The organism is Asticcacaulis sp. SL142 (assembly GCF_026625745.1).
Classification (GTDB): domain Bacteria; phylum Pseudomonadota; class Alphaproteobacteria; order Caulobacterales; family Caulobacteraceae; genus Asticcacaulis.
Genome location: NZ_CP113061.1, coordinates 2,858,330 through 2,882,980, shown reverse-complemented (window position 1 = coordinate 2,882,980; position 24,651 = coordinate 2,858,330). Strand labels below are relative to the sequence as shown.

At 57.3% G+C, this 24,651-nt stretch carries 24 protein-coding genes and 1 pseudogene; 10 read left to right on the top strand and 15 right to left on the bottom strand.

The genetic code is table 11. From position 1 onward, the window contains the following. Positions 1-30: 30 nt before the first annotated feature. Positions 31-1,228 (bottom strand): annotated as a pseudogene (gene rhmD, locus OVA03_RS13155) (L-rhamnonate dehydratase). Positions 1,229-1,377: 149 nt separating this feature from the next. On the opposite strand from rhmD, the gene OVA03_RS13145 reads away from it, so the two are divergent. The 3 genes from OVA03_RS13145 (at position 1,378) to OVA03_RS13135 (ending at position 3,085) form a co-directional block, all read left to right on the top strand. After that, positions 1,378-1,785 carry a helix-turn-helix domain-containing protein gene (locus OVA03_RS13145; RefSeq protein WP_267525326.1) on the top strand — a complete coding sequence of 136 codons (408 nt, stop codon included), beginning with the start codon at positions 1,378-1,380 and terminating at the stop codon, positions 1,783-1,785. 103 nt (positions 1,786-1,888) lie between these two features. Beyond that, on the top strand, positions 1,889-2,650 hold the full coding sequence (locus tag OVA03_RS13140) for an SDR family NAD(P)-dependent oxidoreductase (protein ID WP_267525324.1): 762 nt from the start codon (positions 1,889-1,891) through the stop codon (positions 2,648-2,650). A 111-nt stretch (positions 2,651-2,761) separates the two neighbouring features. Beyond that, positions 2,762-3,085 (top strand): hypothetical protein, encoded by a 324-nt coding sequence (locus OVA03_RS13135; protein WP_267525322.1) that lies wholly within the window; start codon positions 2,762-2,764, stop codon positions 3,083-3,085. A gap of 51 nt (positions 3,086-3,136) precedes the next feature. Here the strand turns inward: OVA03_RS13135 and OVA03_RS13130 are convergent, their stop codons facing one another. From OVA03_RS13130 to OVA03_RS13095, 8 genes are all read right to left on the bottom strand, one after another. Further along, the gene (locus OVA03_RS13130; protein ID WP_267525319.1) at positions 3,137-3,790 is read right to left on the bottom strand and encodes a MarR family winged helix-turn-helix transcriptional regulator; all 654 of its coding nucleotides are present in this window, start codon (positions 3,788-3,790) and stop codon (positions 3,137-3,139) included. A 119-nt stretch (positions 3,791-3,909) separates the two neighbouring features. Further along, on the bottom strand, positions 3,910-4,542 hold the full coding sequence (locus OVA03_RS13125; protein WP_267525317.1) for an inner membrane-spanning protein YciB: 633 nt from the start codon (positions 4,540-4,542) through the stop codon (positions 3,910-3,912). 4 nt (positions 4,543-4,546) lie between these two features. Beyond that, positions 4,547-5,494 (bottom strand): signal recognition particle-docking protein FtsY, encoded by a 948-nt coding sequence (gene ftsY / locus OVA03_RS13120; protein ID WP_267525314.1) that lies wholly within the window; start codon positions 5,492-5,494, stop codon positions 4,547-4,549. A 12-nt stretch (positions 5,495-5,506) separates the two neighbouring features. Beyond that, positions 5,507-6,844 (bottom strand): tRNA (N(6)-L-threonylcarbamoyladenosine(37)-C(2))-methylthiotransferase MtaB, encoded by a 1,338-nt coding sequence (gene mtaB / locus OVA03_RS13115; RefSeq protein WP_267525311.1) that lies wholly within the window; start codon positions 6,842-6,844, stop codon positions 5,507-5,509. Beyond that, positions 6,837-7,679, bottom strand: a complete 843-nt coding sequence (dapF, locus tag OVA03_RS13110) for a diaminopimelate epimerase (protein ID WP_267525310.1) — start codon at positions 7,677-7,679, stop codon at positions 6,837-6,839. The genes mtaB and dapF overlap by 8 nt, the downstream gene beginning before the upstream one ends. Before the next feature lie 53 nt (positions 7,680-7,732). Further along, positions 7,733-8,119 (bottom strand): type II toxin-antitoxin system death-on-curing family toxin, encoded by a 387-nt coding sequence (locus OVA03_RS13105; protein WP_267525308.1) that lies wholly within the window; start codon positions 8,117-8,119, stop codon positions 7,733-7,735. Continuing rightward, positions 8,116-8,337, bottom strand: coding sequence for an AbrB/MazE/SpoVT family DNA-binding domain-containing protein (locus tag OVA03_RS13100; RefSeq protein WP_267525306.1), 222 nt, complete (start codon positions 8,335-8,337; stop codon positions 8,116-8,118). Before OVA03_RS13100 ends, OVA03_RS13105 begins: the two co-directional genes overlap by 4 nt. Before the next feature lie 39 nt (positions 8,338-8,376). Continuing rightward, positions 8,377-9,288, bottom strand: a complete 912-nt coding sequence (locus tag OVA03_RS13095) for a hydrogen peroxide-inducible genes activator (RefSeq protein WP_267525304.1) — start codon at positions 9,286-9,288, stop codon at positions 8,377-8,379. 151 nt (positions 9,289-9,439) lie between these two features. On the opposite strand from OVA03_RS13095, the gene OVA03_RS13090 reads away from it, so the two are divergent. The 3 genes from OVA03_RS13090 (at position 9,440) to ahpF (ending at position 12,507) form a co-directional block, all read left to right on the top strand. After that, positions 9,440-10,009 (top strand): carboxymuconolactone decarboxylase family protein, encoded by a 570-nt coding sequence (locus tag OVA03_RS13090; RefSeq protein WP_267525302.1) that lies wholly within the window; start codon positions 9,440-9,442, stop codon positions 10,007-10,009. A gap of 97 nt (positions 10,010-10,106) precedes the next feature. Continuing rightward, on the top strand, positions 10,107-10,670 hold the full coding sequence (gene ahpC, locus OVA03_RS13085) for an alkyl hydroperoxide reductase subunit C (RefSeq protein WP_267525301.1): 564 nt from the start codon (positions 10,107-10,109) through the stop codon (positions 10,668-10,670). A gap of 244 nt (positions 10,671-10,914) precedes the next feature. Beyond that, positions 10,915-12,507 carry an alkyl hydroperoxide reductase subunit F gene (gene ahpF, locus OVA03_RS13080; protein WP_267525299.1) on the top strand — a complete coding sequence of 531 codons (1,593 nt, stop codon included), beginning with the start codon at positions 10,915-10,917 and terminating at the stop codon, positions 12,505-12,507. Positions 12,508-12,510: 3 nt separating this feature from the next. On the opposite strand, the gene OVA03_RS13075 is transcribed toward ahpF, so the two are convergent. Beyond that, positions 12,511-13,437 carry a TraB/GumN family protein gene (locus tag OVA03_RS13075; RefSeq protein ID WP_267525297.1) on the bottom strand — a complete coding sequence of 309 codons (927 nt, stop codon included), beginning with the start codon at positions 13,435-13,437 and terminating at the stop codon, positions 12,511-12,513. A gap of 32 nt (positions 13,438-13,469) precedes the next feature. After that, complete coding sequence (locus tag OVA03_RS13070; RefSeq protein ID WP_267525295.1) at positions 13,470-14,336, bottom strand: glutamate racemase; 867 nt, start codon at positions 14,334-14,336, stop codon at positions 13,470-13,472. 144 nt (positions 14,337-14,480) lie between these two features. Between OVA03_RS13070 and OVA03_RS13065 the strand changes: the two genes are divergently transcribed. The 3 genes from OVA03_RS13065 to OVA03_RS13055 all read left to right on the top strand — a co-directional run bounded on the left by OVA03_RS13065 (position 14,481) and on the right by OVA03_RS13055 (position 19,005). Then, the gene (locus OVA03_RS13065; RefSeq protein WP_267525294.1) at positions 14,481-16,598 is read left to right on the top strand and encodes a M3 family metallopeptidase; all 2,118 of its coding nucleotides are present in this window, start codon (positions 14,481-14,483) and stop codon (positions 16,596-16,598) included. A 75-nt stretch (positions 16,599-16,673) separates the two neighbouring features. Continuing rightward, positions 16,674-16,799 carry an entericidin A/B family lipoprotein gene (locus tag OVA03_RS13060; protein WP_189484540.1) on the top strand — a complete coding sequence of 42 codons (126 nt, stop codon included), beginning with the start codon at positions 16,674-16,676 and terminating at the stop codon, positions 16,797-16,799. Positions 16,800-16,836: 37 nt separating this feature from the next. Beyond that, the gene (locus OVA03_RS13055) at positions 16,837-19,005 is read left to right on the top strand and encodes an FdhF/YdeP family oxidoreductase (protein WP_267525291.1); all 2,169 of its coding nucleotides are present in this window, start codon (positions 16,837-16,839) and stop codon (positions 19,003-19,005) included. On the opposite strand, the gene OVA03_RS13050 is transcribed toward OVA03_RS13055, so the two are convergent. Next, a complete protein-coding gene (locus OVA03_RS13050; protein WP_267525289.1) occupies positions 19,006-19,491 on the bottom strand; it encodes an FKBP-type peptidyl-prolyl cis-trans isomerase in 486 nt (161 codons plus the stop codon). It abuts the gene before it with no gap. Between the two features lie 127 nt (positions 19,492-19,618). After that, on the bottom strand, positions 19,619-20,821 hold the full coding sequence (locus OVA03_RS13045) for a threonine ammonia-lyase (RefSeq protein WP_267525287.1): 1,203 nt from the start codon (positions 20,819-20,821) through the stop codon (positions 19,619-19,621). Between the two features lie 281 nt (positions 20,822-21,102). Between OVA03_RS13045 and OVA03_RS13040 the strand changes: the two genes are divergently transcribed. After that, entirely contained in the window at positions 21,103-23,136 is a 2,034-nt protein-coding gene (locus OVA03_RS13040) for an NAD(+) synthase (protein ID WP_267525285.1), read from the top strand. Here the strand turns inward: OVA03_RS13040 and OVA03_RS13035 are convergent. Together OVA03_RS13035 and OVA03_RS13030 are read right to left on the bottom strand one after the other, a co-directional pair. After that, entirely contained in the window at positions 23,127-24,293 is a 1,167-nt protein-coding gene (locus OVA03_RS13035; RefSeq protein WP_267525283.1) for an SGNH/GDSL hydrolase family protein, read from the bottom strand. The two genes, OVA03_RS13040 and OVA03_RS13035, sit on opposite strands and share 10 nt — an antisense overlap. Beyond that, positions 24,293-24,598 (bottom strand): hypothetical protein, encoded by a 306-nt coding sequence (locus OVA03_RS13030; RefSeq protein ID WP_267525281.1) that lies wholly within the window; start codon positions 24,596-24,598, stop codon positions 24,293-24,295. Before OVA03_RS13030 ends, OVA03_RS13035 begins: the two co-directional genes overlap by 1 nt. Between the last annotated feature and the right edge of the window lie 53 nt (positions 24,599-24,651).

Below are 24,651 nucleotides of genomic sequence, written 5' to 3'. Positions count from 1 at the left end.
CAAAACGCTAAAGCATTTTGGGGTGAGGCATCAGTGCTCATAAGGGCGATAAAGCTTCACTTCGGGGTTCAGTTCAACCCCAAAGCCCGGCTTATCCAGCGCCGTAACTTTCAGGCGGCCGTTTTCCGGCACCGGCTCACCCAGCAATTGCGGATGGAACATCGGGGCGACATGATCGGCCTTGGGGGCCATCATCAGGAATTCGGCAAACGGCGAGTTATGACGGGTGATGACGAAGTGATAGCTGTAGACCGATGAGCCATGCGGGACCACAAGCGTGCCATTGGCATCGGCCAGCGCCGAAATCTTAAGCAGTTCGGTCACGCCGCCGCACCAGCCGACATCCGGCTGAATGATATCGCAGCAGCCCATGTCCATCAGCATCTTAAAGCCCCAACGGGTGCTTTCATGCTCACCGGTCGTCACCAGCATACCTTGCGGCACGTTTTTCTTGAGTTGCTGATAGCCCCAGTAATCGTCCGGGTTAATGGCTTCTTCGATCCACTTCAGGCCATACTCATGGCACTTATGGGCCAGACGGGTGGCATAATTAACATCGAGCGCCATCCAGCAGTCGTACATCAGCCAGAAATCATCGCCGACTTTTGAGCGCATATCCGCGACCAGTTCGACGTTTTTCTTGAGACCTTCATCGCCTTCGATTGGGCCATGATAGAGCGGCATCTTACCGCCGATGAAGCCCATTTCCTTGGCCAAATCGGGGCGTGCGCCCGTGGCATAGAATTGCAGTTCGTCACGCACCGCACCACCCAGCATGTGATAGACCGGCTCGCCACGCAGCTTACCCATCAGGTCCCCACAGGGCCAGATCGACGCCGGAGATGGCGTTCACGACCAGGCCCTTACGGCCATAATATTGCGAACCGAAATACATCTGGTCCCAGATGCGCTCATATTCAAACGGGTTGCGGCCTTCGAGGAAGCGCGCGAAGTGCTTTTCGACCATATAACAGGCGGGCTCGCCACCCGTCGTCACCGCAAAACCAATCGTGCCGTCATCGGCTTCGATTTCAACGACCAGAGTGCCCAGTACGTTGATACCAAAGCTTTTGCGCGACTGGCGATATTCAGGATAACGCCCCATCGACGTCGCAATATGATTGTCGATCCAGTGGCCTTCGCCCTGATCGTGATAATCCGCGCCCCCGCCGCCTTCGCCGCCCTTAATCACATAGGCGCGAACCTGCTTAATCTTCGGGAATGTCATGAGTGTCGTCCTTGGCCTGCTTTGGAATGATTGGAAATTCGTAAATTTGAGCAATTATGCTCATTTCCACGCTTGTCAATCTTTTAGTTCCAATATATGACTTGAATGACTATATTACAGAGCAAAAAACGTCAATCTCGAAAATGATAATGCGCAGTGAGGACAAGGCCGACGCAAAACCAATCACGGGCAGTCAGACTCTTATCCGGGGCCTGAACATTATCGAAGCCGTGAGCCGTGGGGCTTCGTCGCTTAATGCACTGTCAAATGATCTGGGGCTGACGCGCTCAACGACCTACCGGCTGGCCTCAGCCCTGGTGGAGCGCGACTATCTGGTGACCGTGCCGCGTAGCGGTTATGCCCTTGGCCCGCGTCTGCAAGCGTTGCGGCCAGAGCCGGGCTTAAGTGCCGCTGTCATGTCCGGCGGGGCTCAGGTGGCGACACTTGAGCTATGCCGGTTCGCCCTGCCGGTAAGTACGGCGCGGATGGAGGTTTTGAGTGAGGCGATGCGTCTATGTGCAAAGACCATAGGTGATCGGCTAACTCAGGATGACTAACTAAAGAGTGAGGGCATAAGGGCGAAAATCCCCGATGCCAATGAGACAGGGACAACAGGACGTTTCAGAGCCTGGGACGGTTGAGACAACGAAGAGAGATAAAATGCTGCTTGAAAACAAAGTCATGCTGATCACCGGCGCCTCAAAAGGGATCGGTCGAGGCATCGCCGTCGGTGCCGCGAAGCATGGCGCTAAAATCGGTATCAACTATGCCGGTGACGATGCCGCAGCCTCGGCCACGGTCGCTGAAATCAAGGCCGCGGGCGGTGAGGCCTTTGCGCTTAAGGGCGACGTCTCCGATCCGCAATCGGCCAAGGACTTTATTCAGGCCGGTGTGGATCACTTCGGCAAGATCGACAGCTTTGTGTCGAACGCGGGTATCTGCCCGTTCCATGCGTTCCTTGATATGCCGCAGGAGGTGCTGGAGCGCACCCTGCGCGTCAATCTGCACGGCGCCTGGTATATGTCTCAGGCCGCCGCTAACCAGATGGTCAAGCAGGGAAATGGGGGTACACTGATCGCCGTATCCTCGATCTCTGCCCTTGTCGGCGGTGAGTTCCAGACCCACTACACCCCCACCAAGGCGGGCGTCCTGTCGCTGATGCAATCGACCGCTATTGCCCTGGGCAAGCACGGCATTCGCTGCAACGCACTACTGCCCGGCACCATCCTGACTGACATCAATAAGGACGATCTGGCCGACGACGCCAAGCGCAGCTACATGGAGAGCCGCACCTGCCTCGGCCGTCTGGGCCAACCCGAAGACATGGCGGGGCCTGCGGTGTTTCTGGCGTCCGATCTGGCAGGCTATGTCACGGGTGCGTCCCTGCTGGTAGACGGCGGTTTGTTCGTCAATCTGCAATAGCCCACAACCACCGTACAAATCTTTTGCCACCCGAAGTCCTTTCGGGTGGCAAAGTTTTATGAGACGGTTTATTAACCATATAACCACTGATTTTCATGTAGGTTTGCGGTTATGGCCACCCCGATTCGCCCGTCTCTTGCTGAGGCTTTGCGCGCCCGCCCCAATGCGAGCCCAACGTCTGCGTCACCCGTGAGTGCCGAGACCGCGCGCCTTAATGCCCAGCGGGCCTTTTTCCAGAAAGCGCTGGGTAATACGACCGCACAACCGGCGGCCAACATTCAGCCAAGCCCTTTGGCTACCGTCGCACCATCGCGCACACAGGTGCAGCCCGCCGTGACACCGGCAACTTTCAAAGCCGCAGATGTCGCCATCAATGCAGGCGCTGAAAACCTGACGCCTTTGCGTCCCGGTTCACTTTTGAATATTATCGTCTAAATGCTTGATTGGTCGCGATATTTTAGCCGAAACGAAGTTCGGCATATCGCTCTAGACTTCCGGCTCTTTGACCAGCTCCGGCGCTTCAGCTTGGGTCATATCAGCGCCTTCGCTGAGCGGTGGAAACGGCAGTTTTTCGTCGGCTTTTTTCGCCTTCTTGCCGTCTTTTTTAGGCTTCTTGTCTTTTTTAGGCTTATCGGCCTTAGCCGCCTTTTTGGCCGCTTTCAGGGCCAGCTTTTCCTCATCACTCAACGGCGCAGGCGCACTGAGTTCCGTCTCACGCGCTGAGGTGATTTTGCGCAGCAATTTGACAAAGCTCTCACGCTTCGGCGGGGCCAGCAGCGACAGGATCTTCTCATCGGCAGCCAGAACCTTGGGCGTCATATCGGCCAGCGCGGCCACCCCGTCATCAGCCAGCCGCACCAGATTGGCACGGGCATCAAGGGCGGACTTTTCACGCGCCAGCAGTCCCTTGGTAATCATCCGCGCCACCATATCGGCCAGTGTCGAGCGGTCAATGCCGGTGGCCCTCACCAGATCGGTCTGCGTCAACCCGTCAGAACCGTCCAAAGCCTTTAGCAGAGCATATTGACGCTGGGTCAGAGCGCTGCCGCCGGTTTCCGAACCATAGATATCTAGGGCAATCTGCAAAACCCGGTGCAGGAGATGGGACGGCGAATCTTCGAGAACGCTTTTCGCGGACATTACGCGCTTAACCTTATGCTTTTTCATAGATTCCCCACCACGAAACCAATCATGGAGGTATCTAAGCAGCATTATATATCAAAATTACGACATTACCATCCGCACACGGACAACCGGCCCTATTCCTTATCTATTCCGACCATATTTTTCATCAGGAACGGCGTTAGCGCCAGTGAAAAGCCGATGGTGACAAAAAACAGCGAGGCTTTCCACACCACCCAGAAATCATTGGATTGAGTGCGCCAGATGATCTCATTGGCGATGGCGACCACAAAAAAGAACAGGGCGTAATAGAGCGTAAGCTTACCCCATGCGGCTTCTTTCAGTTTCAGCGTCTCACCCAGTAAGGCTTTAAGCGGCTGCTTTTTCATCACCAGTCCGCCGATCAGCACCGCGCCAAACAACGCATTGAGAATGGTCAGCTTGATCTTGATAAAACTCTCATCCTTAAGATAGATCGTCAGCCCACCGAAGATAATGGCCGCCACACCGGCAATCAGCGGCATGATCGCCAGCCGTTTTTCCAGCACAAACCCGGCTATCAGCGCAATCGCCGATCCAGCGACCAGTACGGCGGTCGCCCAGATGAAATTCTTGGTGGTGAAAAACACGGCGGCGAAAATCAGGGGCGCCCCGAAATCGATTGCCATCTTGACCCAGTTGGTCGCCACAGGTGCCGGTGCGTCCGCATCGACCGGCGTGATAACGGGTTCGATTTCCGTCGTTTCGTTATGCTTCAGCGGTTCAGACATAGGCTTATCCCAAGGGCTCAAGGCCGACCATGGAGCGGGCAAACTCCCGCGCCTTGAACGGCTGCAAATCATCAATATCTTCGCCCACCCCAATCAGCTTGATGGGCGCATCCGACGCCTTGGCGATCGGCACCAGAATGCCACCGCGCGCCGTGCCGTCAAGCTTGGTCATCACAAGGCCCGATACAAAGGCCTGACGGCCGAAAATCTGCTCCTGCGCCAGGGCATTGCGCCCGACGGTGGCGTCCAGCACCAGCAGCGTCTCATGGGGCGCGCCGTCGATGACCTTCTTGATCACCCGCACGATTTTGAGCAGTTCATCCATAAGCTGCTGCTTGTTTTGCAGACGTCCCGCCGTATCGATCAGGACAACATCATAGCCTTCATCCTTAGCCCGCACGCAGGCGTCATAGGCCAGCCCTGCCGCATCGGCACCTGTTTTACGGCCCATGAAATCGGCACCGGCCCGCTGAGCCCAGACCTTAAGCTGCTCAACCGCGGCTGCCCGGAAGGTATCGCCCGCCACGATCAGAACCCGCGCCCCTTTGGAGGTCAGGTCTGCGGCAATTTTGCCGAGCGTGGTTGTCTTGCCCGAACCGTTCACCCCGACAAACAGGACAATGTAGGGCTTAGGGCCGGACAGGGCATCAAAGGTGTCCTCACGCCCTTTCAGCTCATCGGCAATGGCGTCGGCCAAAGCCGCCTTGATGGCGTCGGTGTCCTTGGGATCATTGAATTTTTGCTGCGACAGTTTTTGCGCAATATCGGCGGCGATCTGCGGGCCGAAATCGCTTTCGATCAGCAGATCTTCGAGGTCTTCAAGCGCTTTTTCGTCCAGCGGCTTTTGCGTGAAAACAGACGTGATTTGCTGGCTGATCTCAGTCGAAGTCTTGGTCAGCCCTTGCGTCAACCGCGACAGCCAGCCGCCTTTTTTGCTTTTATCGTCGCTCATAAATATCCAGACTTAAATAAGCTCAGCGCCAATAAGCTTAGCATGGGCGCGTTTACCGTCATGGCCGGTTATGCGCAATCGTGCAAGCCCGCCGACGGTCGCCTCACCCGTAAAGGTCACTTCGGTAAAATCAGGCGCGCGCGCAAAACCGGGCTTTTCGACCACCGCTATGACATCGCGATCTGTTTGCCGATCAAGGTGACGGATCAGGGCTTGCGCCCCCTTGGCCCGGAGTTGTTCGGCGCGGGCCTTGATCAGCGGGCGCGGATGCTGGGGCATCTTGGCGGCGGGCGTTTGCGGACGCGGGCTGAACGGAAAGACGTGCAGGAAACTCAGGTCACAGGCGTCAACCAGTGACAGGGCACCTGCAAAATGCTCTTCGGTCTCGGTCGGGAAGCCCGCGATCATATCGGCCCCGAAGGCAATGTCGGGCCGCACCAACCGGATTTTTTCGACCAAGGCAATACTATCTGCACGACTATGACGACGCTTCATGCGCTTAAGGATCATGTCGTCACCATGCTGCAACGAAAGGTGCAGATAGGGCGCCAGACGTTCCTCTTCAGCAAAGGCCTTAAGCAAGGTATCGTCAATTTCCGCGGCATCGATCGACGACAGGCGAAGCCGCTTAAGCTCCGGAACATGCTTTAGGATACGCGCCACCAGATGGCCCAGTTGCGGCGTACCGGGCAAATCCGCGCCCCAAGAAGTCATGTCGACACCGGTGAGGACGACTTCGTTATAACCCTCCCCCACCAGTCGCTGAATTTGGCCGACGACATCGCCGGCGGCGGCTGATCGTGAATTACCACGCCCATAGGGGATGATGCAGAAGGTGCAGCGGTGATCGCAGCCGTTTTGTACCTCGACATAGGCGCGGGCACGATCTTTCAGGCCATCAATCAGATGCCCCGCCGTTTCCTTTACTGAAAAGATGTCATTGACGACGATGCGCGCGCTGTCGGGCGTCAGGGTGTAAGACCCCGATTTGGCCTTATCGCCATTGCCGATCAGGTAATCGACTTCCGGCATGTTGGCGAACGTGTCCGGATCGGTCTGGGCCGCGCAGCCGGTGACAATCAACTTGGCGTCCGGGTTTTCCTTACGGGCGCGGCGAATAGCCTGACGCGCCTGACGGACTGCTTCGTTGGTGACGGCGCAGGTGTTAAAAATGATCGCGCCGTCCAAACCGTCACTTGCAGCGGTTTTGCGGATCACTTCGGATTCATAGGAATTAAGCCGACACCCGAACGTCACGACTTCTACGCCGGTCGCGACATTTACCGGCGTGTCGGGCGTCTCATTCAGCGCCTCATGTTCGTGGTGATGCGGATGCAGGGTGTCAGCCATCAAGCTGGCCCTCAAATTCAACCTCAACCGGGCCGGTCATGATGACATGATCATCCGATGCGCGCCACAGGATATGCAGCGGCCCGCCGTCCATGATGACATTGCCGTGCCGCTCTGTCAGGCCACGGCGCGCCGCCGCCACCAAAGTCGCACAGGCACCAGTGCCACAGGCCTTAGTGATGCCGGCTCCACGTTCCCACACCCGCATACGGATGGTATTGCGATCTATCACCTGCGCGAATTCGACATTGACGCCTTCGGGGAACAGCGGGTGATGCTCGATCAGGCTGCCCGAGCGTTCAACATCAACCGCCATGACATCATCGACAAAAAATACCACATGCGGATTGCCCATGCTGACTGCGACCGGCGTGTGATAGAGCGGTGCGTCGATCGGCCCGATTTGTAATTCCAACCTAAGCGTATCCATCTCTTCGCCTAAGGGGATTTGAGCCCAGTCCAGCCGCGGCTTACCCATATCGACGCTGACCATGCCGGTGCGGGCATCCGCCTCCAGCACCTTGGCCGTCGTTGGTCCGCCCAGAGTATCGATGGTCAGTTCGCCGCTATCGCTCGCCTTATCCAGCACCCAGCCAACACAGCGCAGAGCATTGCCGCAGGTCTCGACCGTACCGCCATCGGAATTCCACACCCGCATGAAGGCATCGCCGGTCTCAGACCCTTCGATGGCGATCAACTGGTCAAAGCCAATGCCGGACGCACGGTCACCCCACGCGCGGATATCTTCCGTGCGCGGTGCAAAGCCAGCGTCGCGGGCATCAATGACAACGAAATCATTGCCAAGGCCATTCATCTTTAGAAACGGGCGCGTCATAGGCGGCTATATAGTCGCAAATGATGGAAAAATGTAGGGGTTTGTTTAAAAAGCTAAGCTTGCCTGAGATGCACCCTGATCCAGTCTGCAAAATCAGCCTCGGTAATATCACCGCTCGCAACATTCAGCATAGTCAGCACACAGACAGCATCATCTGCCGTTAGCTCAAAACCATTTAAAAGCAGAAAGAGTTCGACCGACACGAAAGCTGTGCGCTTATTACCATCCAGAAAGGGATGATTGCGCGATATGCCATAACCATAGGCCGCTGCCAATTCGGCAATATCGGGCTGCCCATAATGCATGATCTGCTGCGGACGCGCCACTGCCGACTGCAAAAGCTTCAGATCACGAATCCCTGACAGCCCGCCATGTTCGGCAAGTTGTTCGTCATGAATGGCTAAGAGCGTATCTTCCCTGAGCCAGCGATATTCGCTCACTTAGCCAGTTCCCGCAGCACATTACGGCGCTTTTTCATAATAGCGCGGGCGGCATCCATTTGGACGCTAAATTCGGGATCGTAAGGCGTTAAGGTATAACCTGCCGGAGATTCATTTAACCACAGGCTGTCGCCCTTATCGACCTTAAGGTGCCCAGCGACTTCTTTGGGCAGAATAACCCCCAGAGAGTTTCCAATTTTCGTAATTTTGAGTTCCATGACACACCTCGTTATAACAAAAGTTATAACAAAATTTCATCACGCTTGCAAGGTCTTGGCCAGCAACCGCGCTTCGGCGGCGCGCGATGACCCGGCGCGCCAGATGACGACGATATCGCGGAACGCCTTATCGGATGACAAGGGCCGGATCGAGACTTCGCTGCCACCGGCAAGGCCGGCCTCAACCGCCATGGCCGGCAGGAGCGACACGCCAAGACCGGAGCCCACCATCTGCACCAGCGTATTGAGGGATGTCGCGGCAAAACCCCCGGCCAGGGTCTGCGGGCCGGTCATATCGACATTACTGCCGCCGCTCCACTGACAGGCACCCAAAGCATGATCGCGCAGGCAGTGACCATCCTCCAGCAGGATCAACTCCTCGCTTTTAAGATCATCCGGTGAAATGCTGGCACCACGCGCCAAGGGGTGATCGCTCGGCATGGCCGCCAAAATGGCGTCCCTGCAAATAAACGCATGATCAAGCCCGCCCAAATCGTAGGGCAAGGCGATAATGGCTGCATCGAGCGAACCGCTTTTGAGGGCCGTAATAAGCCGAGCCGTCTGGTCTTCGCGCAGGAACAGCTTCAACTGCGGAAATTCTTTGCGCAAAGACACCAGTGCCTTGGGCAGCAGATAGGGCGCTACCGTGGGTATCACCCCCAATCGGAACCGGCCCGACAGTGGGTGATTGGCCGCCTGGGCTGCCTCGACCAAATCTTCGGCTCGCGCCAGAATATCCTCGGCGCGTTTAAGGGTCTCTTCGCCGACCTTGGTCAGGATGACCTTTCCGCGCGCCCGGTCCACCAGCCGCGCGCCCAGAATTTTTTCAAGCTCAGCTATGCCTGACGACAAAGCAGGCTGCGAGACATGGGCGGCTTCGGAAGCCGCCATGAAGCTTTGGTGATGGGCCAGAAGCTTGAGGTACTGAAGTTGTCTAAGGGTCGGTAACATAATTATCCATATAAGGCGGATTTATCGCAGATGCAAAATCAATCAATTAATTTTTACCGGTCGATCCTTTATGCCGCATCGTCAAGCCCTGCACAAAGCGCACAAAAAGGCCTATATTACCCGCAACAAAGACAGCAGAGGAACACAGGCTATGTCCGTTCAGTCGCTAACCCAGCTTATGCCCGCCTATGCCGGTGACATTGCCATCAACCTCACCAATCTGGCCGAAGAGACCTTGCTTACCGAACAGCAAAAGTGGGGCACGTTTCTATCTTGCGCCCACGCGATAGGGGTCGCCGAGGTGATCCAGCACATTGAGGCGGCAAGTGCGGCAACCTTATCGGACGAAGCCGCCGATGCGGCCCGCTCCGTCGCGGCGATAATGGCCATGAACAATGTCTATTACCGGTCGCTGCACCTTATGCACAATCAGGAATATGCATCCTTGCGCGCCAGTTTGCGTATGAACGTGCTGGCCAATCCGGGTGTGCCTAAGCTGGATTATGAGCTATGGTCGCTGGCAGTATCAGCCATAAATGGTTGCGGGCTATGCCTGGATTCCCACGAAAAAGTCCTGCGCGGCCATGGCATGACCAATCTGCAGGTTCAGGCAGCTTTGAAAATCGCGGCTGTGGTCAATGCGGTCTCGTCGGTCATCCGCGCCGAAAGCGCACGCACAGCCCCCTTGTCTCTGGTAAATGTTCCGCATGCGGCTCAATAAGTAAAATCTATAATAATTTAAAATAAAATAGATTTGATTTTTGTGACGCGATTGGGAATAACCGTGGCTCTGCACTGCACAATCACGAGGAAGACCAATGGCCCTTATCAACACCCCCATCAAGCCGTTCAAAGCCACCGCCTATAAAGAAGGCAAGTTCGTCGACATCTCCGACGCCGACACCAAAGGCAAGTGGTCGATCTTCTTCTTCTATCCGGCTGACTTTACCTTTGTTTGCCCGACTGAACTCGAAGATCTGGCCGGCATCTACCCGACCCTGAAAGACATCAATGTCGAAGTCTTTTCGGTCTCGACCGACACGCACTTCAGCCATAAGGCCTGGCACGACACGTCGCCTGCCATTGGCAAAATCAACTATTTCATGGTCGGTGACCAATCGGGCACCATCACCAACAACTTTGATGTGATGCGTCCGGGCGTTGGCTTGGCTGACCGCGCCACCTTCCTGGTTGACCCTGAAGGCATCATTCAGTTCATGGAAATCACCTCCGAAGGTGTTGGCCGCAACGCCTCCGAACTGCTGCGTAAGGTTAAGGCCGCGCAATACGTCGCGTCTCACCCCGGTGAAGTGTGCCCGGCCAAGTGGGAAGAAGGCGAAAAGACTCTCGCGCCGTCTTTCGACCTTGTTGGCAAGATCTAGCCCACTCATGGGGGGAGACGGATCTCCCCCCATGTCCCCCCCACCTATTCATTTTCCATACCCAGGCTTTGCGGAGCCTGAATATAGACAATGAAAATCAACCCCGCCTCCGCCTAGAACCCGTCTTAAACAAGACAATATGTGAAAAATTTCCGTAGGGCCGCCCCAAGGAAATTTTTCTCCGAATAGGCAGGGGGCACATGGGGGAAAAGCTGTTTTCCCCCATGAGATTAAGGACGTGACCATGCTTGATGACGCAGCGAAAACGCAACTAAAAGCCTATCTGGTAAATCTGCGCACGCCGATCGAACTGGTGGCGCATGTCGATGACAGCTCAAAATCGCGCGAACTGGTTGACCTGCTCGAAGATATCGTCGCCGCCTCGGATAAGGTGACGCTTAAGGTATCATCAGGTGGTGAGCGCGTTCCGTCATTTGATATCGTGCGCGCTGGATCGCCGGATGTAGCCGCCACCTTTGCGGGCCTGCCGATGGGCCATGAGTTCACCTCGCTGGTGCTGGCCCTGTTGTGGGTTGGTGGACATCCGCCCAAGGTCGAGGCCGATGTGATCGAGCAGGTCAAGGCGCTCGATATCGACGGCGAACTGCGCTTTGAAACCTATTTCTCCCTGTCGTGCCAGAACTGCCCGGACGTGGTGCAGGCGCTTAATCTGATGAGCGTCTTAAACCCCAAAATCAAGCACGTCGCCATTGACGGCGCGCTGTTTCAGGCCGAAGTTGAAGCCCGTCAGGTCATGGCCGTGCCGAGCATCTACCTCAACGGCGAAGTCTTCGGTCAGGGCCGTATGGGCCTCGAAGAAATTCTCGCCAAGATCGACACCGGCGCTCATGCCCGCGAAGCCGAAAAGATCAATGCCAAGTCGGAATTTGACGTGCTGATCGTCGGCGGCGGCCCGGCCGGTGCAGCCTCGGCCATCTATGCGGCCCGCAAAGGCATCCGCACCGGTGTGGTCGCGGAACGCTTCGGCGGTCAGGTGCTCGATACCATGGCGATTGAAAACTTCATCTCGGTCTCCCACACCGAGGGCCCAAAGCTGGCAAGCGCGTTGGAGCAGCACGTCAAGGAATATGACGTCGATATCATGAACCTGCAACGCGCCGTCGGCCTAGTGCCCGCCAGCGTCCCCGGCGGCCTGATCGAGGTCAAACTCGAAAATGGCGCCTCGGTCAAATCACGCACGGTCATCATTTCCACCGGCGCCCGCTGGCGTCAGATGGGTGTGCCCGGCGAAGATCAATACCGCAACAAGGGCGTGGCCTATTGCCCGCACTGCGACGGCCCGCTGTTTAAGGGTAAGCGTACGGCGGTCATCGGCGGTGGCAATTCCGGCGTAGAAGCGGCGATTGATCTGGCCGGTATCGTCGCCCACGTCACCCTGCTGGAGTTCGCGCCTGAACTGCGCGCGGACGCGGTGCTGCAACGCAAGCTTTACAGCTTGCCGAACGTCGCCGTCATCACCAACGCCCAGACGACCGAAGTTCATGGCGATGGCGCCAAGGTCAATGCGCTGTCCTACAAAGACCGCATCCATGACACGGCCCATACGATTGAACTTGAGGGCATTTTCGTCCAGATCGGCCTGTTGCCCAATACCGAATGGCTGAAAGGCACGGTTGCCCTGTCGCCGCGTGGTGAGATTGAAATCAATGACCGGGCGGAAACGTCTGTGTCAGGCGTGTTTGCCGCGGGCGATGCCACGACCGTACCCTATAAGCAGATCATCATCGCGATGGGTGAAGGCTCCAAGGCCGGACTGTCGGCCTTTGATCACCTGATCCGGACCTCGGCTCCGGCCGATACGATGGCAGCTCAGTAATATCTATTCAGGCGCGCTGATTTTCAGTCCGCGCGCCTGCAATTGATCCAGCGCGCCGCCTTGGCGCAGCAGCGGCGACAGCGGCACAATCACCACGGTTTTGCCCGGCGTTTGCAGACCGCTGTTGATGGCGCCCACTATATCATCGACGCTGCGCTCCAGCATGGCCGTCCCGACGTCGGAGCCTTCCAGGCAGGCGGCCATCGCCCCGCCCTGATAATTGGCACGCACGTTACGGATATCACCGACTGCCCAGGCGGCGGCGGCTTTGGGGGCGCGATCCATGTTGAAGTCGATATCGCCCAGCGTATAACGCAGGCAATCCTCGCTATCCTGATCGCTCAGGCGGTTCAGGTCTTTCAGCACCGGCCCGGTTTTGTACTTGCCCGCAGGTCTGACCGGCACGCCCTGTTTGCGGGCGATGCGTACAATCATATCGGTCGGCTCATCGGCGCTCAGGCGGCGCTTTTCCAGCACCTCACGCCGCAGTCGCGCCCCCGCCCAGACAGGCTTATCGCGTGCAAACGATTTGGCCGAAACCCCGGCCCGTTTGGCCGTCGCTTCAAAACGGGCATTGAGGTCAGGCGGCAAAACATCTTTCAGGGTCTGTTTGCCGGGCAACCCCTTAGTGCGTAAAACCCTCACCGCATCGCCCGCACTAGTCTTGGCATCGGGCGGGGTAATCAGCACCTTGGCCCCGCGCAGCGCATTCTCAAGCCGCTTCTGGCTCCAGCTCTGGGATTTCGGAAATACTGGCAAGACGCCGACGATCACCACCTCGGCCTCGCCCTTTTTGACGCGCCACAGGGCCGGGCCCGGCGGACGCTTAGCCGCCACTACGACCTCAGTGTGATTCCAGTCCTCAACCGCCGCCTGAACCGGCTGGGTTACAAAGACCATCAGGACGAAAATGAGCGCAATACGGAGCATAATCCCCTCATAAAGCCCATATGTGACCGTTTTTATGCAGCCGCGACCTGAGACGCCGCAAAGTTCAGAGGTGCGCCCCAAAAGGTTTCAATCAGGGCCGACTGGGTTTTCGGCTCACCCGTCGTCAGAAACACCCGCTTGCCCGAAGATCCGACATCGTACTCGGTGTGACGCTCAACATAGCGGCCCATCGCCGCCGCCACCGACGATGGCTGATGGATAAGGGGTGTCCCGGCAGGCAAGGCCGCCTTGAACAGGTCAGCCACAATCTCATAGTGGGTGCAGCCCAGAATAGCCCGATCCGGGAAGCGCCCGATCCGGGCCTTAAGCGCGCCCACATGGCCGTCAATCTTGGCCTTCAGGGCGTCATGATCCGCCCCCTGCTCGATCATATCAGCAAGGCCGGGGCAAGGTTCAGCAAACACCGCCAGATCCTGACGGCGCTTATCAATTTCGATCTCATAGACGCGTGAATGGGCCGTCGCACGGGTGCAGAACAGGCCAAGGATATCGAGATTTTCGATTTTCGGCCCGCGCCGCTCGGCCTCATGCTCCCACGGTAGTCCGGTCGCGGCTTCAATGGTCGGCACGATAATGCCCAGCACATTAACCGGCCGTCCAGCGGTTTTGCGATAGTCAGAAAGCCAGGTTGATTGCAGCCTCCGCAGCGCCACAGCCGACGCCGTATTGCACGCCAATATAACCAGAGACGCCCCCTGATCGAACAGGGTCTCGCAGCCCTGGCGCGTCAGATTGACGATATCTTCGCCCGTCCGTTCACCGTATGGGGCGTGTTTCTGATCGGCCAGATAGACAAAGTCAGCGGACGGCAAACGCTCAACCAGGGCCCGATGGATGGTAAGCCCCCCAACACCGGAATCAAAAACGCCAATCGCCATAATCTGAACTATCCGTAATTCGCCAAACCTATTGGGCCATGCTTAAGCTAAGCCCCGGTTCGCGTCCATATGTCTTGTGACTTGCCAGTACGGCGCCCATATGATTTCTATTGTGACGATTGTGACAAATAACGAGGATTATTCATGACCATCGACCGCCGCACGACTTTGGGCCTCATGGCCGCCGCTGCCGCAGCACCGACTGTTGGCTTTGCGCAAGGCGCCGCCCCTAATCCCCTGACGGCGGTATGGACCGGCCCCTACGGTGGCGTCCCGGCGTTTGATAAGGTCAAGGTCTCGGATTTCGAACCGGCCTTTGACGATGCCATGACGATGCAGCGCAAGGAAATTGACGCCATCACCCGCGTTAAATCCATGCCGACGTTCGATAACACCATCGTCGCCCTCGAAAAATCGGGGCAGGCGGTTGAGCGCGTCTACACTTATTACGGTATCTGGAGCGGCAATCTGTCCTCCCCCGAAGTGCAAGCGGCGTCCAAGGTCATCAGCCCTAAGCTGGCGGCCTTCAGCGACGAGATCAGCCAGAACGAAGCCCTGTTTCAGCGGGTCGAGAGCGTCTATCAAAATCAGGACAAAATGAACCTGACGCCGGAGCAAAAGCGCCTGTTGTGGGTGACCTATATCGGCTTTGTGCGCTCAGGGGCCAAGCTGTCGGCCGCGTCCAAGACCCGTATCGCTGAGATCAATAAAGAACTGGCCGGACTGTTTACTCAGTTCAGCGACAACCTGCTGCACGACGAAGAACAGGTCACCTACCTGACCAAGGCGCAGTTGAACGGTATGCCGCAGGCCTATATCGACAGCGCTGCCGCCACCGCCAAGAAAAACGGCAAGGACGGCCAGTATGGCATCGTCAATACCCGCTCCGCCGCCGATCCGTTTCTGACCTTTGCTACCGATCGTAGTGCGCGCGAAATCATCTGGAAGGCCTTCGTCAATCGTGGCGATAATGGCGGGGCGCACGACAATAACGCCCTGATTTCCAAGATCCTGAAGCTGCGGTTTGAGCGCGCCCAGTTGCTGGGCTATGCCACCCACGCCCACTGGCGGCTGGAAAACGCCATGGCCAAGACGCCGGACAATGCCACCAAGCTAATGGAGGCCGTCTGGCCTGCCGCCGTCGCCCGCGTCAAAGAAGAAGTGGCCGACATGCAAAAGATCGCGGATTCAGAAGGCGCCAAAATAAGGATTGCGCCGTGGGATTACCGCTTCTATGCCGAAAAGGTGCGCAAGGCCCGCTACGACCTCGATGAAAACGCCATCAAGCCCTATATGCAGCTTGATAAACTGGTTGAGGGTATGTTCTGGGCGTCGGGTCAGATTTACGGCTTTAGTTTTGAACCGGTGACCGATGTGCCGGTCTATCACGAAGATGTCCGCGTCTGGAAAGTCAACCGTGCCGGTAAGATGATCGGCCTGTTCTACTTCGATCCTTATGCCCGTCAGGGTAAGCGCTCCGGCGCGTGGATGAACGCCTACCGCTCGCAGTCGCGCATGGATGGTAGGGACATCCTGACCATAGTCTCCAACAACTCGAACTTCATCAAAACGGCCGATGGCTCACCCGTGCTGATTTCCTGGGATGACGCCTCGACCCTGTTCCACGAGTTTGGACATGCTATCCACGGCCTGTTGTCCAACGTCACCTATCCGTCGCTGGCCGGCACGTCGGTGGCACGCGACTATGTCGAGTTCCCATCGCAGCTTAACGAAGACTGGCTGGGCACGCCGGAAGTGCTCAACAAATTCGCCCTGCACTATGAAACCGGCAAGCCGATCCCGGCAGATCTGGTCGCCAAGATCGAAAAGGCTGACACGTTTAATCAGGGCTTCGGCACGGTCGAATATCTGGCCTCGGCCCTGATCGACATGAAGCTGCATCTGGCCGGTGGCGCGGATATCGATGCCGATGCGTTCGAGCGCGAAGAATTGACCAAGCTGGGTATGCCCTCTGAGATCGTCATGCGCCATCGCACGCCGCAGTTCGGCCATGTCTTCTCCGGCGATGGCTATTCGGCGGGCTATTACTCCTACCTGTGGTCGGACACCTTAACCGCCGACTGTGCCGAAGCCTTTACCGAAAAGGGCGGGTTCTACGACAAGACCGTGGCCGATAAGCTGGTCAAGGAGGTCTTAAGCCGCGGCAATACGGTCGATCCGGCTGAGGCCTATCGCAACTTCCGGGGTCGCGATGCGGGCATTGCGCCCCTGATGCGTAAACGCGGCTTCCCGGTCACGTAAGCCACCAAAATATATTGCTAATTCAGGGGCTCCGTCTTACCAATGGAGTCCCTTTTTTTATTCAGAGGTTGCCCCATGAAACGTCTGCTGATCATCGCCCTCATCGCCACCCTGCCGGTTCTGTCGGCCTGCAACACCGTCAAAGGCGTTGGCCGCGACATCGAATCGGTTGGTGACGCGATGGACAGGGCCACCAAGTAATTTTGCGTACACCATCCGTTGCGTGGCGGAGGATAAGATGAGCAAAGCCATCGTCGGCGGCGGCCCCAAAAAAGTGCTCTATGCGCTGAAAACGGCCCGCCGTATCGGCTTGGAAAATACCGCCAAGGCCCTGACCGCGCACAATACCTGCAAGGCCTGCGGGCTGGGCATGGGCGGCCAGAGAGGCGGCATGACCAATGAACTGGATGAGTTCCCGTCCGTCTGCAACAAATCAATTCAGGCCCAGTCGACCGACATCCAACCGGGCATTCCGGTTGAAGTCTTAACCCATGCATTGAGCGATCTGCGCGAACTGGATGGTCACGAACTGGAGCATCTGGGGCGGCTATCCACACCCATTTACAAATCCCGTCATGCCGACCGTTTCGAGCCGATATCGTGGGATGACGCGCTGGATCTGGCCGCGCGCCGGTTTTTAGCGACCACGCCGGAACGGACGTTTTTTTATTCGTCAGGCCGCTCGTCTAATGAGGCCGGGTTTGTGCTGCAACTGCTGGCGCGGGCTTTTGGCACCAACAATGTCAACAACTGCTCATATTATTGCCATCAGGCGACGGGTGTAGGGCTTGGCACCACCATCGGCACCGGCACGTCGACGGTTGAGTTAGAAGACTTAAGCCTGTGCGATTTCATTCTGGTGATCGGTGCCAATCCGTCATCGAACCATCCGCGCTTTATACATCAGCTAAAAAAATGCCGGGAACGTGGCGGCGAAGTGGTGATTATTAATCCTGCCAAAGAAGCCGGCCTGGTCAAATTCGCCATCCCCAAAAGCCCGAAATCCATGCTCAAGGGCGGGGATTTTATCGCCTCGGATTATCTGCAACCACGCATCGGCTCGGACATGGCCGTCCTCAAAGGGCTGGCCAAGGCGGTGCTGGCGGCAGGGGCTGAAGACACTGACTTTATTGCGCAGCATAGTCATGATTTCGCAGCCTTCCGCGCCGACATTGAGGCGACCGATTGGACAGGTATCGAGACCGCGACAGGGTTGACGCGCGCCGATATCGAGCGGGTTGCGACCCTCTATGCCAAGGCTAAATCGGCCGTGTTTGCCTGGGGCATGGGCATTACCCACCACCTGAACGGCGTCGATAATGTTGAATATATCGCTAACCTCGCCCTGCTGCGCGGCCAGATCGGACGTGTGGGTGCGGGCCTTCTGCCACTGCGCGGCCATTCCAATGTGCAGGGTATCGGCACGATCGGCGTTAAGCCGGTGCTGGCCAAAGAGGTCATGGCGAAGATGGAGGCGGCCTTTGGTCTGCCCCTGCCGAAAGAGACCGGCCTTGACACTATGGCCTGCATGAAGGCCGCCGCAGACGGTAAGATGGATGCGGCGCTTCTTATGGGCGGCAACCTCTATGAAGCCAATCCCGACAGTTCATGGGCCGCGAAAGCGCTCGGTCAAATCGGCTTTAAAATGTATCTAACGCCCACGCTGAATAAGGGCCATATCCACGGCATCGACAATTCCGAAGCCCTGATCCTGCCGGTCACCGCCCGCGACGAAGAATGGCAACCGACCACGCAGGAATCGATGTTCAACTATGTGCGCCTGTCCGATGGCGGCATCACGCGCCTGAAAACCGTGCGGCCCGAAAGCGATATATTGTGCGATCTGGCCACGCGGTTGATGCCGGTGACACCCGTCGATTTTCAGGCCTTTAAAGCCCACAAAACCATTCGCGAGGCCATTGCAGGCATCGTCCCCGGCCTTGAGGATCTGGCTGATATCGACGTCGCCAAACGTGAATTTCATGTGCGCGGGCGGCTGATGCACACGCCAGAATTTCATACCCCTGATGGCAAGGCCCGCTTTATAACCCGGCCTCTGCCGCCGGTACGAGGTGACACTTTGCTGCTGACCACCGTACGCTCAGAGGGCCAGTTCAATACCATCGTCTATGAGTACAAAGACAGCTACCGTGGCATGGACGACCGCTGGAGCGTGATGATGAACACCGACGATCTGGCGCAACATGGCTTAAGCGACGGCGATAAGGCGACCCTGACCTCCGATCATGGGATCATGGAAAACGTCACTGTGCGCGCCTTTGATATCGCGCGCGGCTCGGTCATGGCCTATTACCCCGAAGCCAATATCCTGACCGGCACGGCGGTCGATCCACGCAGTAAGACACCGGCGTTTAAATCCACGCCAGTGCGCATTCAGGCGGCCTGACTACTTAGGCTGAATATCGATCAGCTCAATCTTGAAGACCAGAACGCTGCCCGCCGGAATGGGGCCCATGGCCTGATCGCCGTAGCCCATTTCGGCCGGGACATAGAGCATCCAGGTATCGCCCTTATGCATCTTCGGGATGGCGATCTGCCAGGCCTTGACCAGCCCTTTGAGCGGAAATGCGGCAGGCACACCGCGATCATAGGACGAATCGAACTTGGTGCCGTCGATCAGCGTGCCTTCATAGTGCACCTTGACCGTATCGGTCACCGCCGGTTGCGGGGCGGTAGGGGCCGGCGACGACACCACCTTATAGTACATCCCGCCTTCCAGCGGCAGGACGCCCTCTTCCTTAGCGGTTTTCTCAAGGAAGGCTTTACCGGCCTCGGCATTGGCAGCCACCGCGACCGGATCAGGGCCTTTGTTGCAGGCCGACAAACCGGCCATCGACAAAACCGCCATCAACACTTTACCCGCCCAGTTCATAACCTTGACCCTTTAGATTAAAATGCGAAAAATGCCTGAAGAACCGCTTCAAAGGCATTTTTTTCGATATTGATATACGGGAGAAATGTATTTTTGCGCCAGCAAAAAACTTTCTCACGAAACAGGCTTAATCCATACGCAGCGCATAGCCCGTTCTCCGCAAAGCTTCTTCAATTTCATAGGCATGGCGGGCATCCTGGGTCTCGACCATGATGTCGAACTCGGCACCCTTGGCCGGAACATCCAGCACCAGACGATTGTGCGCCACATCAACAATATTGCCGCCCTTATCCGAAATCACATCGGCCATGCGCGACAACATGCCCGGACGGTCATCGCCCAAAATGCGGTAGGTCACGAGGCGCTTTTCACGCACCAGTTCACGCTGAAGCACAGATGCCAGCAGCCGCAGATCGATATTGCCGCCGCACAGAACCAGACCCACTTTCAAACCTGCAAAGCGTTCGGCATGGCGCAGAACCGCCGCAAGGCCCGTGGCCCCAGCCCCTTCGGAGACGGTCTTCTCGACATTGACGAACATGGCGATGCCGCGCTCGATATCGGATTCGTCAATCACGATGACATCGTCCACCAAGGGATTGGCGACCTCAAAGGTCAGTTCGCCGACTTCCTTGACCGCGATGCCTTCCGCGATCGTCGCGCCGCCTGAGACGACATTCTGACGGTTACGTTTGGCCGCAAAGGACGGATACATGGCCGCCTCGACACCGATGACCTTGATCTTAGGGTTGATCGCCTTGGCCGCGACCGCCATGCCGGCGATCAGCCCGCCGCCACCGACCGGCACCAGCAGCACATCCAGATCCGGCACAGCCTCCAGCATCTCAATCGCCAAGGTCCCTTGGCCCGCCATAACATCATAATCATCAAACGGATGCACATAAACGGCCCCGGCTTCGCGACACAGATCCTGCGCATGGGCCGACGATTCATCATAGCTGGCACCGGCGATCACCACCTTGGCACCAAAGCTTTGGGTCTTTTGGATTTTCACGAACGGCGTGCCCTGCGGCATGACGATGGTCGCCGGAATGCCTAAGCGCGTCGCGTGATAGGCCAGCCCCTGGGCATGATTGCCCGCCGAGGCCGCATAGACGCCGCGCGCGCGCTCGGACTCGGTCAACTGCGCCAGCTTATTAAGCGCGCCGCGTTCCTTAAAAGCCGAGGTCATCTGCTGGTTTTCGTACTTGACCCACAGGCTGACCTTGGTGACCGCACTCAGGCGCTGGGAATAGGCAAACGGCGTCTTTAGCACATGGCCTTCGATGCGCTGGGCGGCGGCCTTTACATCGTCAAACGTCAAACTCATGGGTATTCCGATTACGGTTGGGCAAATGAGGCCCTCCCTTAGCACCGGACTTTGCACGGCATCTACAAAAAATGCGGCATCGGTAGTCACTGGGGGCAGTTTTATAGATTGAATACAGGAAATGATATTATTTCAATTGATACCAATATTGCCAACATCATTTATTACACAGCATTTTCAGACCATTTAGCGTATTTATTGAGACTTATGGAGTATGATTTTATCCATAATGGCCTATAATTAGACAAATTCGGCTCGCCAATTATGTAGAAAGCCTAAAAATGCCCAAATTCGACATATCTTCGTCTCATGGCTTTGTGCGCATTGCCTGCGTGACGCCGAAAGTGCATCTGGCCAATCCGCCCGCCAATCTGGCTGAGCATGTGCAACTGGCCACGCGCGCCGACGAAGCTGGGGCCGATCTGGTGGTCTTTCCGGAACTCAGCCTGACCGGCTATTCGCTGGATGATCTGCTGACCCAAGCGACCGTGCTGGACGCTGCCCGTCAGGCGCTGATTGACCTTATGACCCAGACCGCGAATTTGCGCTGCGTTATTGTGGCCGGACTGCCGCTGACAGTAGGCGGTGCGGTTTATAATACCGCCGCCGTCGTGCAGGGCGGGCGTTGTCTGGGGCTGGTGCCCAAAATCTTCCTGCCCAATTACCGTGAATATTATGAAAAGCGCTATTTCGCTTCCGGCTACGGCCTGTCCGCCACCATCAAACTCGGTGGTGACGATGTGGTCGTTTCACCTGACCTGATCTTTGCCGGGGATGGCTTTGAGGCCTTTACCTTTGGCGTTGAAATCTGTGAGGATGTGTGGTCGCCGGATACGCCGTCGACAAAGCTGGCCTTGAGCGGGGCCACCCTGATCGTCAACCTGTCGGCCTCGCCCGTCGTGGTCGGCAAGTCGCGCGCCCGCAAGGCCCTTTGTGCCGCTGCCTCTGAGCGCCTGATGTGCGCCTATGCCTATAGTGCCGCAGGTCCCGGTGAATCGACCACTGATCTGGCCTGGGACGGGCAATCGCTGATCTATGAACTGGGGGGATTATTAGCCGAGAGCGAGCGCTTTACCTCTGATACCCTGACCCTGGCTGATGTTGATGCCGACCGCATCGTGCAGGATCGGATGCGCAACGGCACCTTTGCCGACGCCCGCCGGTTTCGCGGTGGGGCGGACATGACCCGGATAAGTTTCGATTACCGCCCCCATACCTTAAGCGATTTTCATCGTCATGTGCCGCGTTTTCCCTATGTGCCCGCCGATAAACATCGTCTTGATGAAGACTGCTATGAGGCCTTCAACATTCAGGTTCACGGTCTGATGCAGCGGCTGGAATCGACCGGCACCAAACATGTCGTCATCGGTATCTCTGGCGGGCTTGATTCCACCCATGCCCTGATCGTGGCGTGTAAGGCGTTTGATCGCTTAGGTATCCCGCGCGAAAACATCAACGGCTATACCATGCCCGGATTTGGCACGACACTCGGCTCCAAGACTGATGCCTTGAAGCTGATGCGGGCTTTGGGGATTAGCGGCGAAGTGCTTGATATCCGGCCCGCCGCCAAACGGATGCTGATGGATATCGGCCACCCTTACGGTGAGGGCAAGCCGGTCTATGATATCAATTTCGAGAATGTGCAGGCGGGCTTGCGCACCGATTTTCTGTTCCGTCTGGCCGGTGAGAAAAAGGGCTTTGTGGTCGGCACCGGTGATCTGTCAGAACTGGCGCTCGGCTGGTCGACTTACGGTGTCGGTGATCACATGAGCCATTACAATGTCAATTGCGGTGCGCCCAAGACCCTGATCCAGCACCTGATCCGGTGGGCGGCCACTAAGGAATTTGATGCGCGCACCGGCCGGATTTTGAAGTCGGTGCTGGAGCGCGAGATTTCCCCCGAACTGGTGCCGGTCGGAGCCGATGGCGCCTTGCAAAAGACCGAAGATAAGGTCGGCCCCTATGAGCTTCAGGACTTTACTCTATACTACATCACCCGCTATGGCCTGAAACCGTCAAAGGTCGCTTATCTGGCCTGGCAGGCGTGGAAAGACAAAGACGCCGGTGAATGGCCGCAGGACTATCCCGATCACAAAAAGCGCAGCTATTCGCTTGCCGAAATTAAAAAATGGATGGAGGTGTTTCTGTGGCGGTTTTTCACCACCTCGCAGTTCAAGCGCTCGGCCGTGCCCAATGGGCCAAAGCTGATCTCCGGTGGGGCGCTTAGCCCGCGCGGAGACTGGCGCGCGCCATCCGATGCCAACGCCAAAATCTGGCTGGATGAACTGCGCGCCAATGTGCCCGATCAGCTATAAATAAGATCAGCCACAGCGGTCGCGATCTGGGCATAACCGCTGACATTGGGGTGCAAGGTATCGCGCATCCAGCCGGCCCCATTGGCGATGACGTAGTCGACAAACCGTGTGCGCAGGTCAATGACCGGCACCTCGTTCGTGACCCCAAGCGCTAAAACCGCCACCGACAGCGTATCGAGATTGGCGGCATAGCTGCTGCCGATGGGGGTCGGGGCCATCAGAACCACATCCGCACCGGTCGCTTGGGCCGCTGTAATCACCGCCTGAACATGGCTGGAAAAAGTGGCCGTGGCGGTGGGTGACGCCTGATTAGCGTCATTGATCCCGATATTGATAATCACCAGATCCGGGTCATAGATGCTAATGGCATTGACCGGGCCATAGGCATAGGTGGAGCCATTGTTGAGATCGGAGGCCTTGGCACCTGACCAGCCCGCATTCAGAACCGATATTTCCTTGATCGCCGAATTATAGGCGATGATCCCGGCCAGATAGGTGGCCTCGGTATTTTGTGCGCGAATATTGAGTACGTTCGCACCCGGGGCTGTGGTCAGGGTATATTTTTCAAACTCACCCGGCGGCGATGGCGTCCGCATATTCGAGACCGTCGCCAGATCAGCGCCGTCATTGACGCTCAAAATCCACCCCCGCGCATTGCCGCCCGCCTTCGGGTTATAGACCTCAAATGTATCGCAGGCATTGAGCGGCGCGAAGTTATACTTAGACGGCGGATTATATCCCGACGCCATCGTGTGATAGCCGCCGAGGGTCGAGCCATTGACCCCGCTTGTCGTGGAAAACGCCCAGCCCTGCAAGGCCGGAAAGGTCACCCGGCTGTCGTAAAGGCGGCTGTCGGCGGCGTTATTATTGCCTGTGATCGAAGACCATGACGCCACACCGCCGCGGGTATTGATGATCTGCGCTAATTGGGTGGGCCAGGCACCGGCCTTATTGTTATCGCCCATTCCGGCGGCATAGGCCCCGTGTCCCGCCGTCGTGGAATCGCCGATGCACAAAATGCGGGCATTGCGCTCACCCGCCGCCACCGCGGCGCGGGCGGCGCGCCAGATAGGCAGGTCAGGCACGAACGGCCCGCTCACGCCCCGCCGGCGGCGGTAAGCAGCCACCTGCGGCAGTTTCAAACCGAGGGGCGGCATCAGTTATATAGGCCCCAGACCGTTGCCGTACCGGCTCCCACCACCGACAGTGCGGATACGCGACGCACGGAGGTATCCGAGACCCAGCCATCAGCCACTTCGACCGTCACGGTCTGAGCATCGTCGTTATCAGTTGGGATATAGGTCAGGCTGGCACGGCCGCCGCCGGTCACATGGATGACGATGGCCTTGGCATAAGGATCAAGGTCCGAAGCGCTTGGTGTAATCGGGTGTTTGCGCCGCGCCTGACTTTGCGGCGTCGGCATGGAGGATGGGAACTGATCGCGATCGCGGGAATAGGGCATGAATTAAGCCTCTGCTGGGAAAACAAGCCTTGAGGCTAAACGGCCCTTATGAA

Excerpts from the sequence above, each read along its gene's own strand:
- OVA03_RS13145 (WP_267525326.1), top strand. The coding sequence starts at position 1,378 with ATGCGCAGTGAGGACAAGGCCGACGCAAAACCAATCACGGGCAGTCAG.
- OVA03_RS13140 (WP_267525324.1), top strand. The coding sequence starts at position 1,889 with ATGCTGCTTGAAAACAAAGTCATGCTGATCACCGGCGCCTCAAAAGGG.
- OVA03_RS13135 (WP_267525322.1), top strand. The coding sequence starts at position 2,762 with ATGGCCACCCCGATTCGCCCGTCTCTTGCTGAGGCTTTGCGCGCCCGC.
- OVA03_RS13130 (WP_267525319.1), bottom strand. The coding sequence starts at position 3,790 with ATGTCCGCGAAAAGCGTTCTCGAAGATTCGCCGTCCCATCTCCTGCAC.
- OVA03_RS13125 (WP_267525317.1), bottom strand. The coding sequence starts at position 4,542 with ATGTCTGAACCGCTGAAGCATAACGAAACGACGGAAATCGAACCCGTT.
- ftsY (WP_267525314.1), bottom strand. The coding sequence starts at position 5,494 with ATGAGCGACGATAAAAGCAAAAAAGGCGGCTGGCTGTCGCGGTTGACG.
- mtaB (WP_267525311.1), bottom strand. The coding sequence starts at position 6,844 with ATGGCTGACACCCTGCATCCGCATCACCACGAACATGAGGCGCTGAAT.
- dapF (WP_267525310.1), bottom strand. The coding sequence starts at position 7,679 with ATGACGCGCCCGTTTCTAAAGATGAATGGCCTTGGCAATGATTTCGTT.
- OVA03_RS13100 (WP_267525306.1), bottom strand. The coding sequence starts at position 8,337 with ATGGAACTCAAAATTACGAAAATTGGAAACTCTCTGGGGGTTATTCTG.
- OVA03_RS13095 (WP_267525304.1), bottom strand. The coding sequence starts at position 9,288 with ATGTTACCGACCCTTAGACAACTTCAGTACCTCAAGCTTCTGGCCCAT.
- OVA03_RS13090 (WP_267525302.1), top strand. The coding sequence starts at position 9,440 with ATGTCCGTTCAGTCGCTAACCCAGCTTATGCCCGCCTATGCCGGTGAC.
- ahpC (WP_267525301.1), top strand. The coding sequence starts at position 10,107 with ATGGCCCTTATCAACACCCCCATCAAGCCGTTCAAAGCCACCGCCTAT.
- ahpF (WP_267525299.1), top strand. The coding sequence starts at position 10,915 with ATGCTTGATGACGCAGCGAAAACGCAACTAAAAGCCTATCTGGTAAAT.
- OVA03_RS13075 (WP_267525297.1), bottom strand. The coding sequence starts at position 13,437 with ATGCTCCGTATTGCGCTCATTTTCGTCCTGATGGTCTTTGTAACCCAG.
- OVA03_RS13070 (WP_267525295.1), bottom strand. The coding sequence starts at position 14,336 with ATGGCGATTGGCGTTTTTGATTCCGGTGTTGGGGGGCTTACCATCCAT.
- OVA03_RS13065 (WP_267525294.1), top strand. The coding sequence starts at position 14,481 with ATGACCATCGACCGCCGCACGACTTTGGGCCTCATGGCCGCCGCTGCC.
- OVA03_RS13060 (WP_189484540.1), top strand. The coding sequence starts at position 16,674 with ATGAAACGTCTGCTGATCATCGCCCTCATCGCCACCCTGCCGGTTCTG.
- OVA03_RS13055 (WP_267525291.1), top strand. The coding sequence starts at position 16,837 with ATGAGCAAAGCCATCGTCGGCGGCGGCCCCAAAAAAGTGCTCTATGCG.
- OVA03_RS13050 (WP_267525289.1), bottom strand. The coding sequence starts at position 19,491 with ATGAACTGGGCGGGTAAAGTGTTGATGGCGGTTTTGTCGATGGCCGGT.
- OVA03_RS13045 (WP_267525287.1), bottom strand. The coding sequence starts at position 20,821 with ATGAGTTTGACGTTTGACGATGTAAAGGCCGCCGCCCAGCGCATCGAA.
- OVA03_RS13040 (WP_267525285.1), top strand. The coding sequence starts at position 21,103 with ATGCCCAAATTCGACATATCTTCGTCTCATGGCTTTGTGCGCATTGCC.
- OVA03_RS13035 (WP_267525283.1), bottom strand. The coding sequence starts at position 24,293 with ATGCCGCCCCTCGGTTTGAAACTGCCGCAGGTGGCTGCTTACCGCCGC.
- OVA03_RS13030 (WP_267525281.1), bottom strand. The coding sequence starts at position 24,598 with ATGCCCTATTCCCGCGATCGCGATCAGTTCCCATCCTCCATGCCGACG.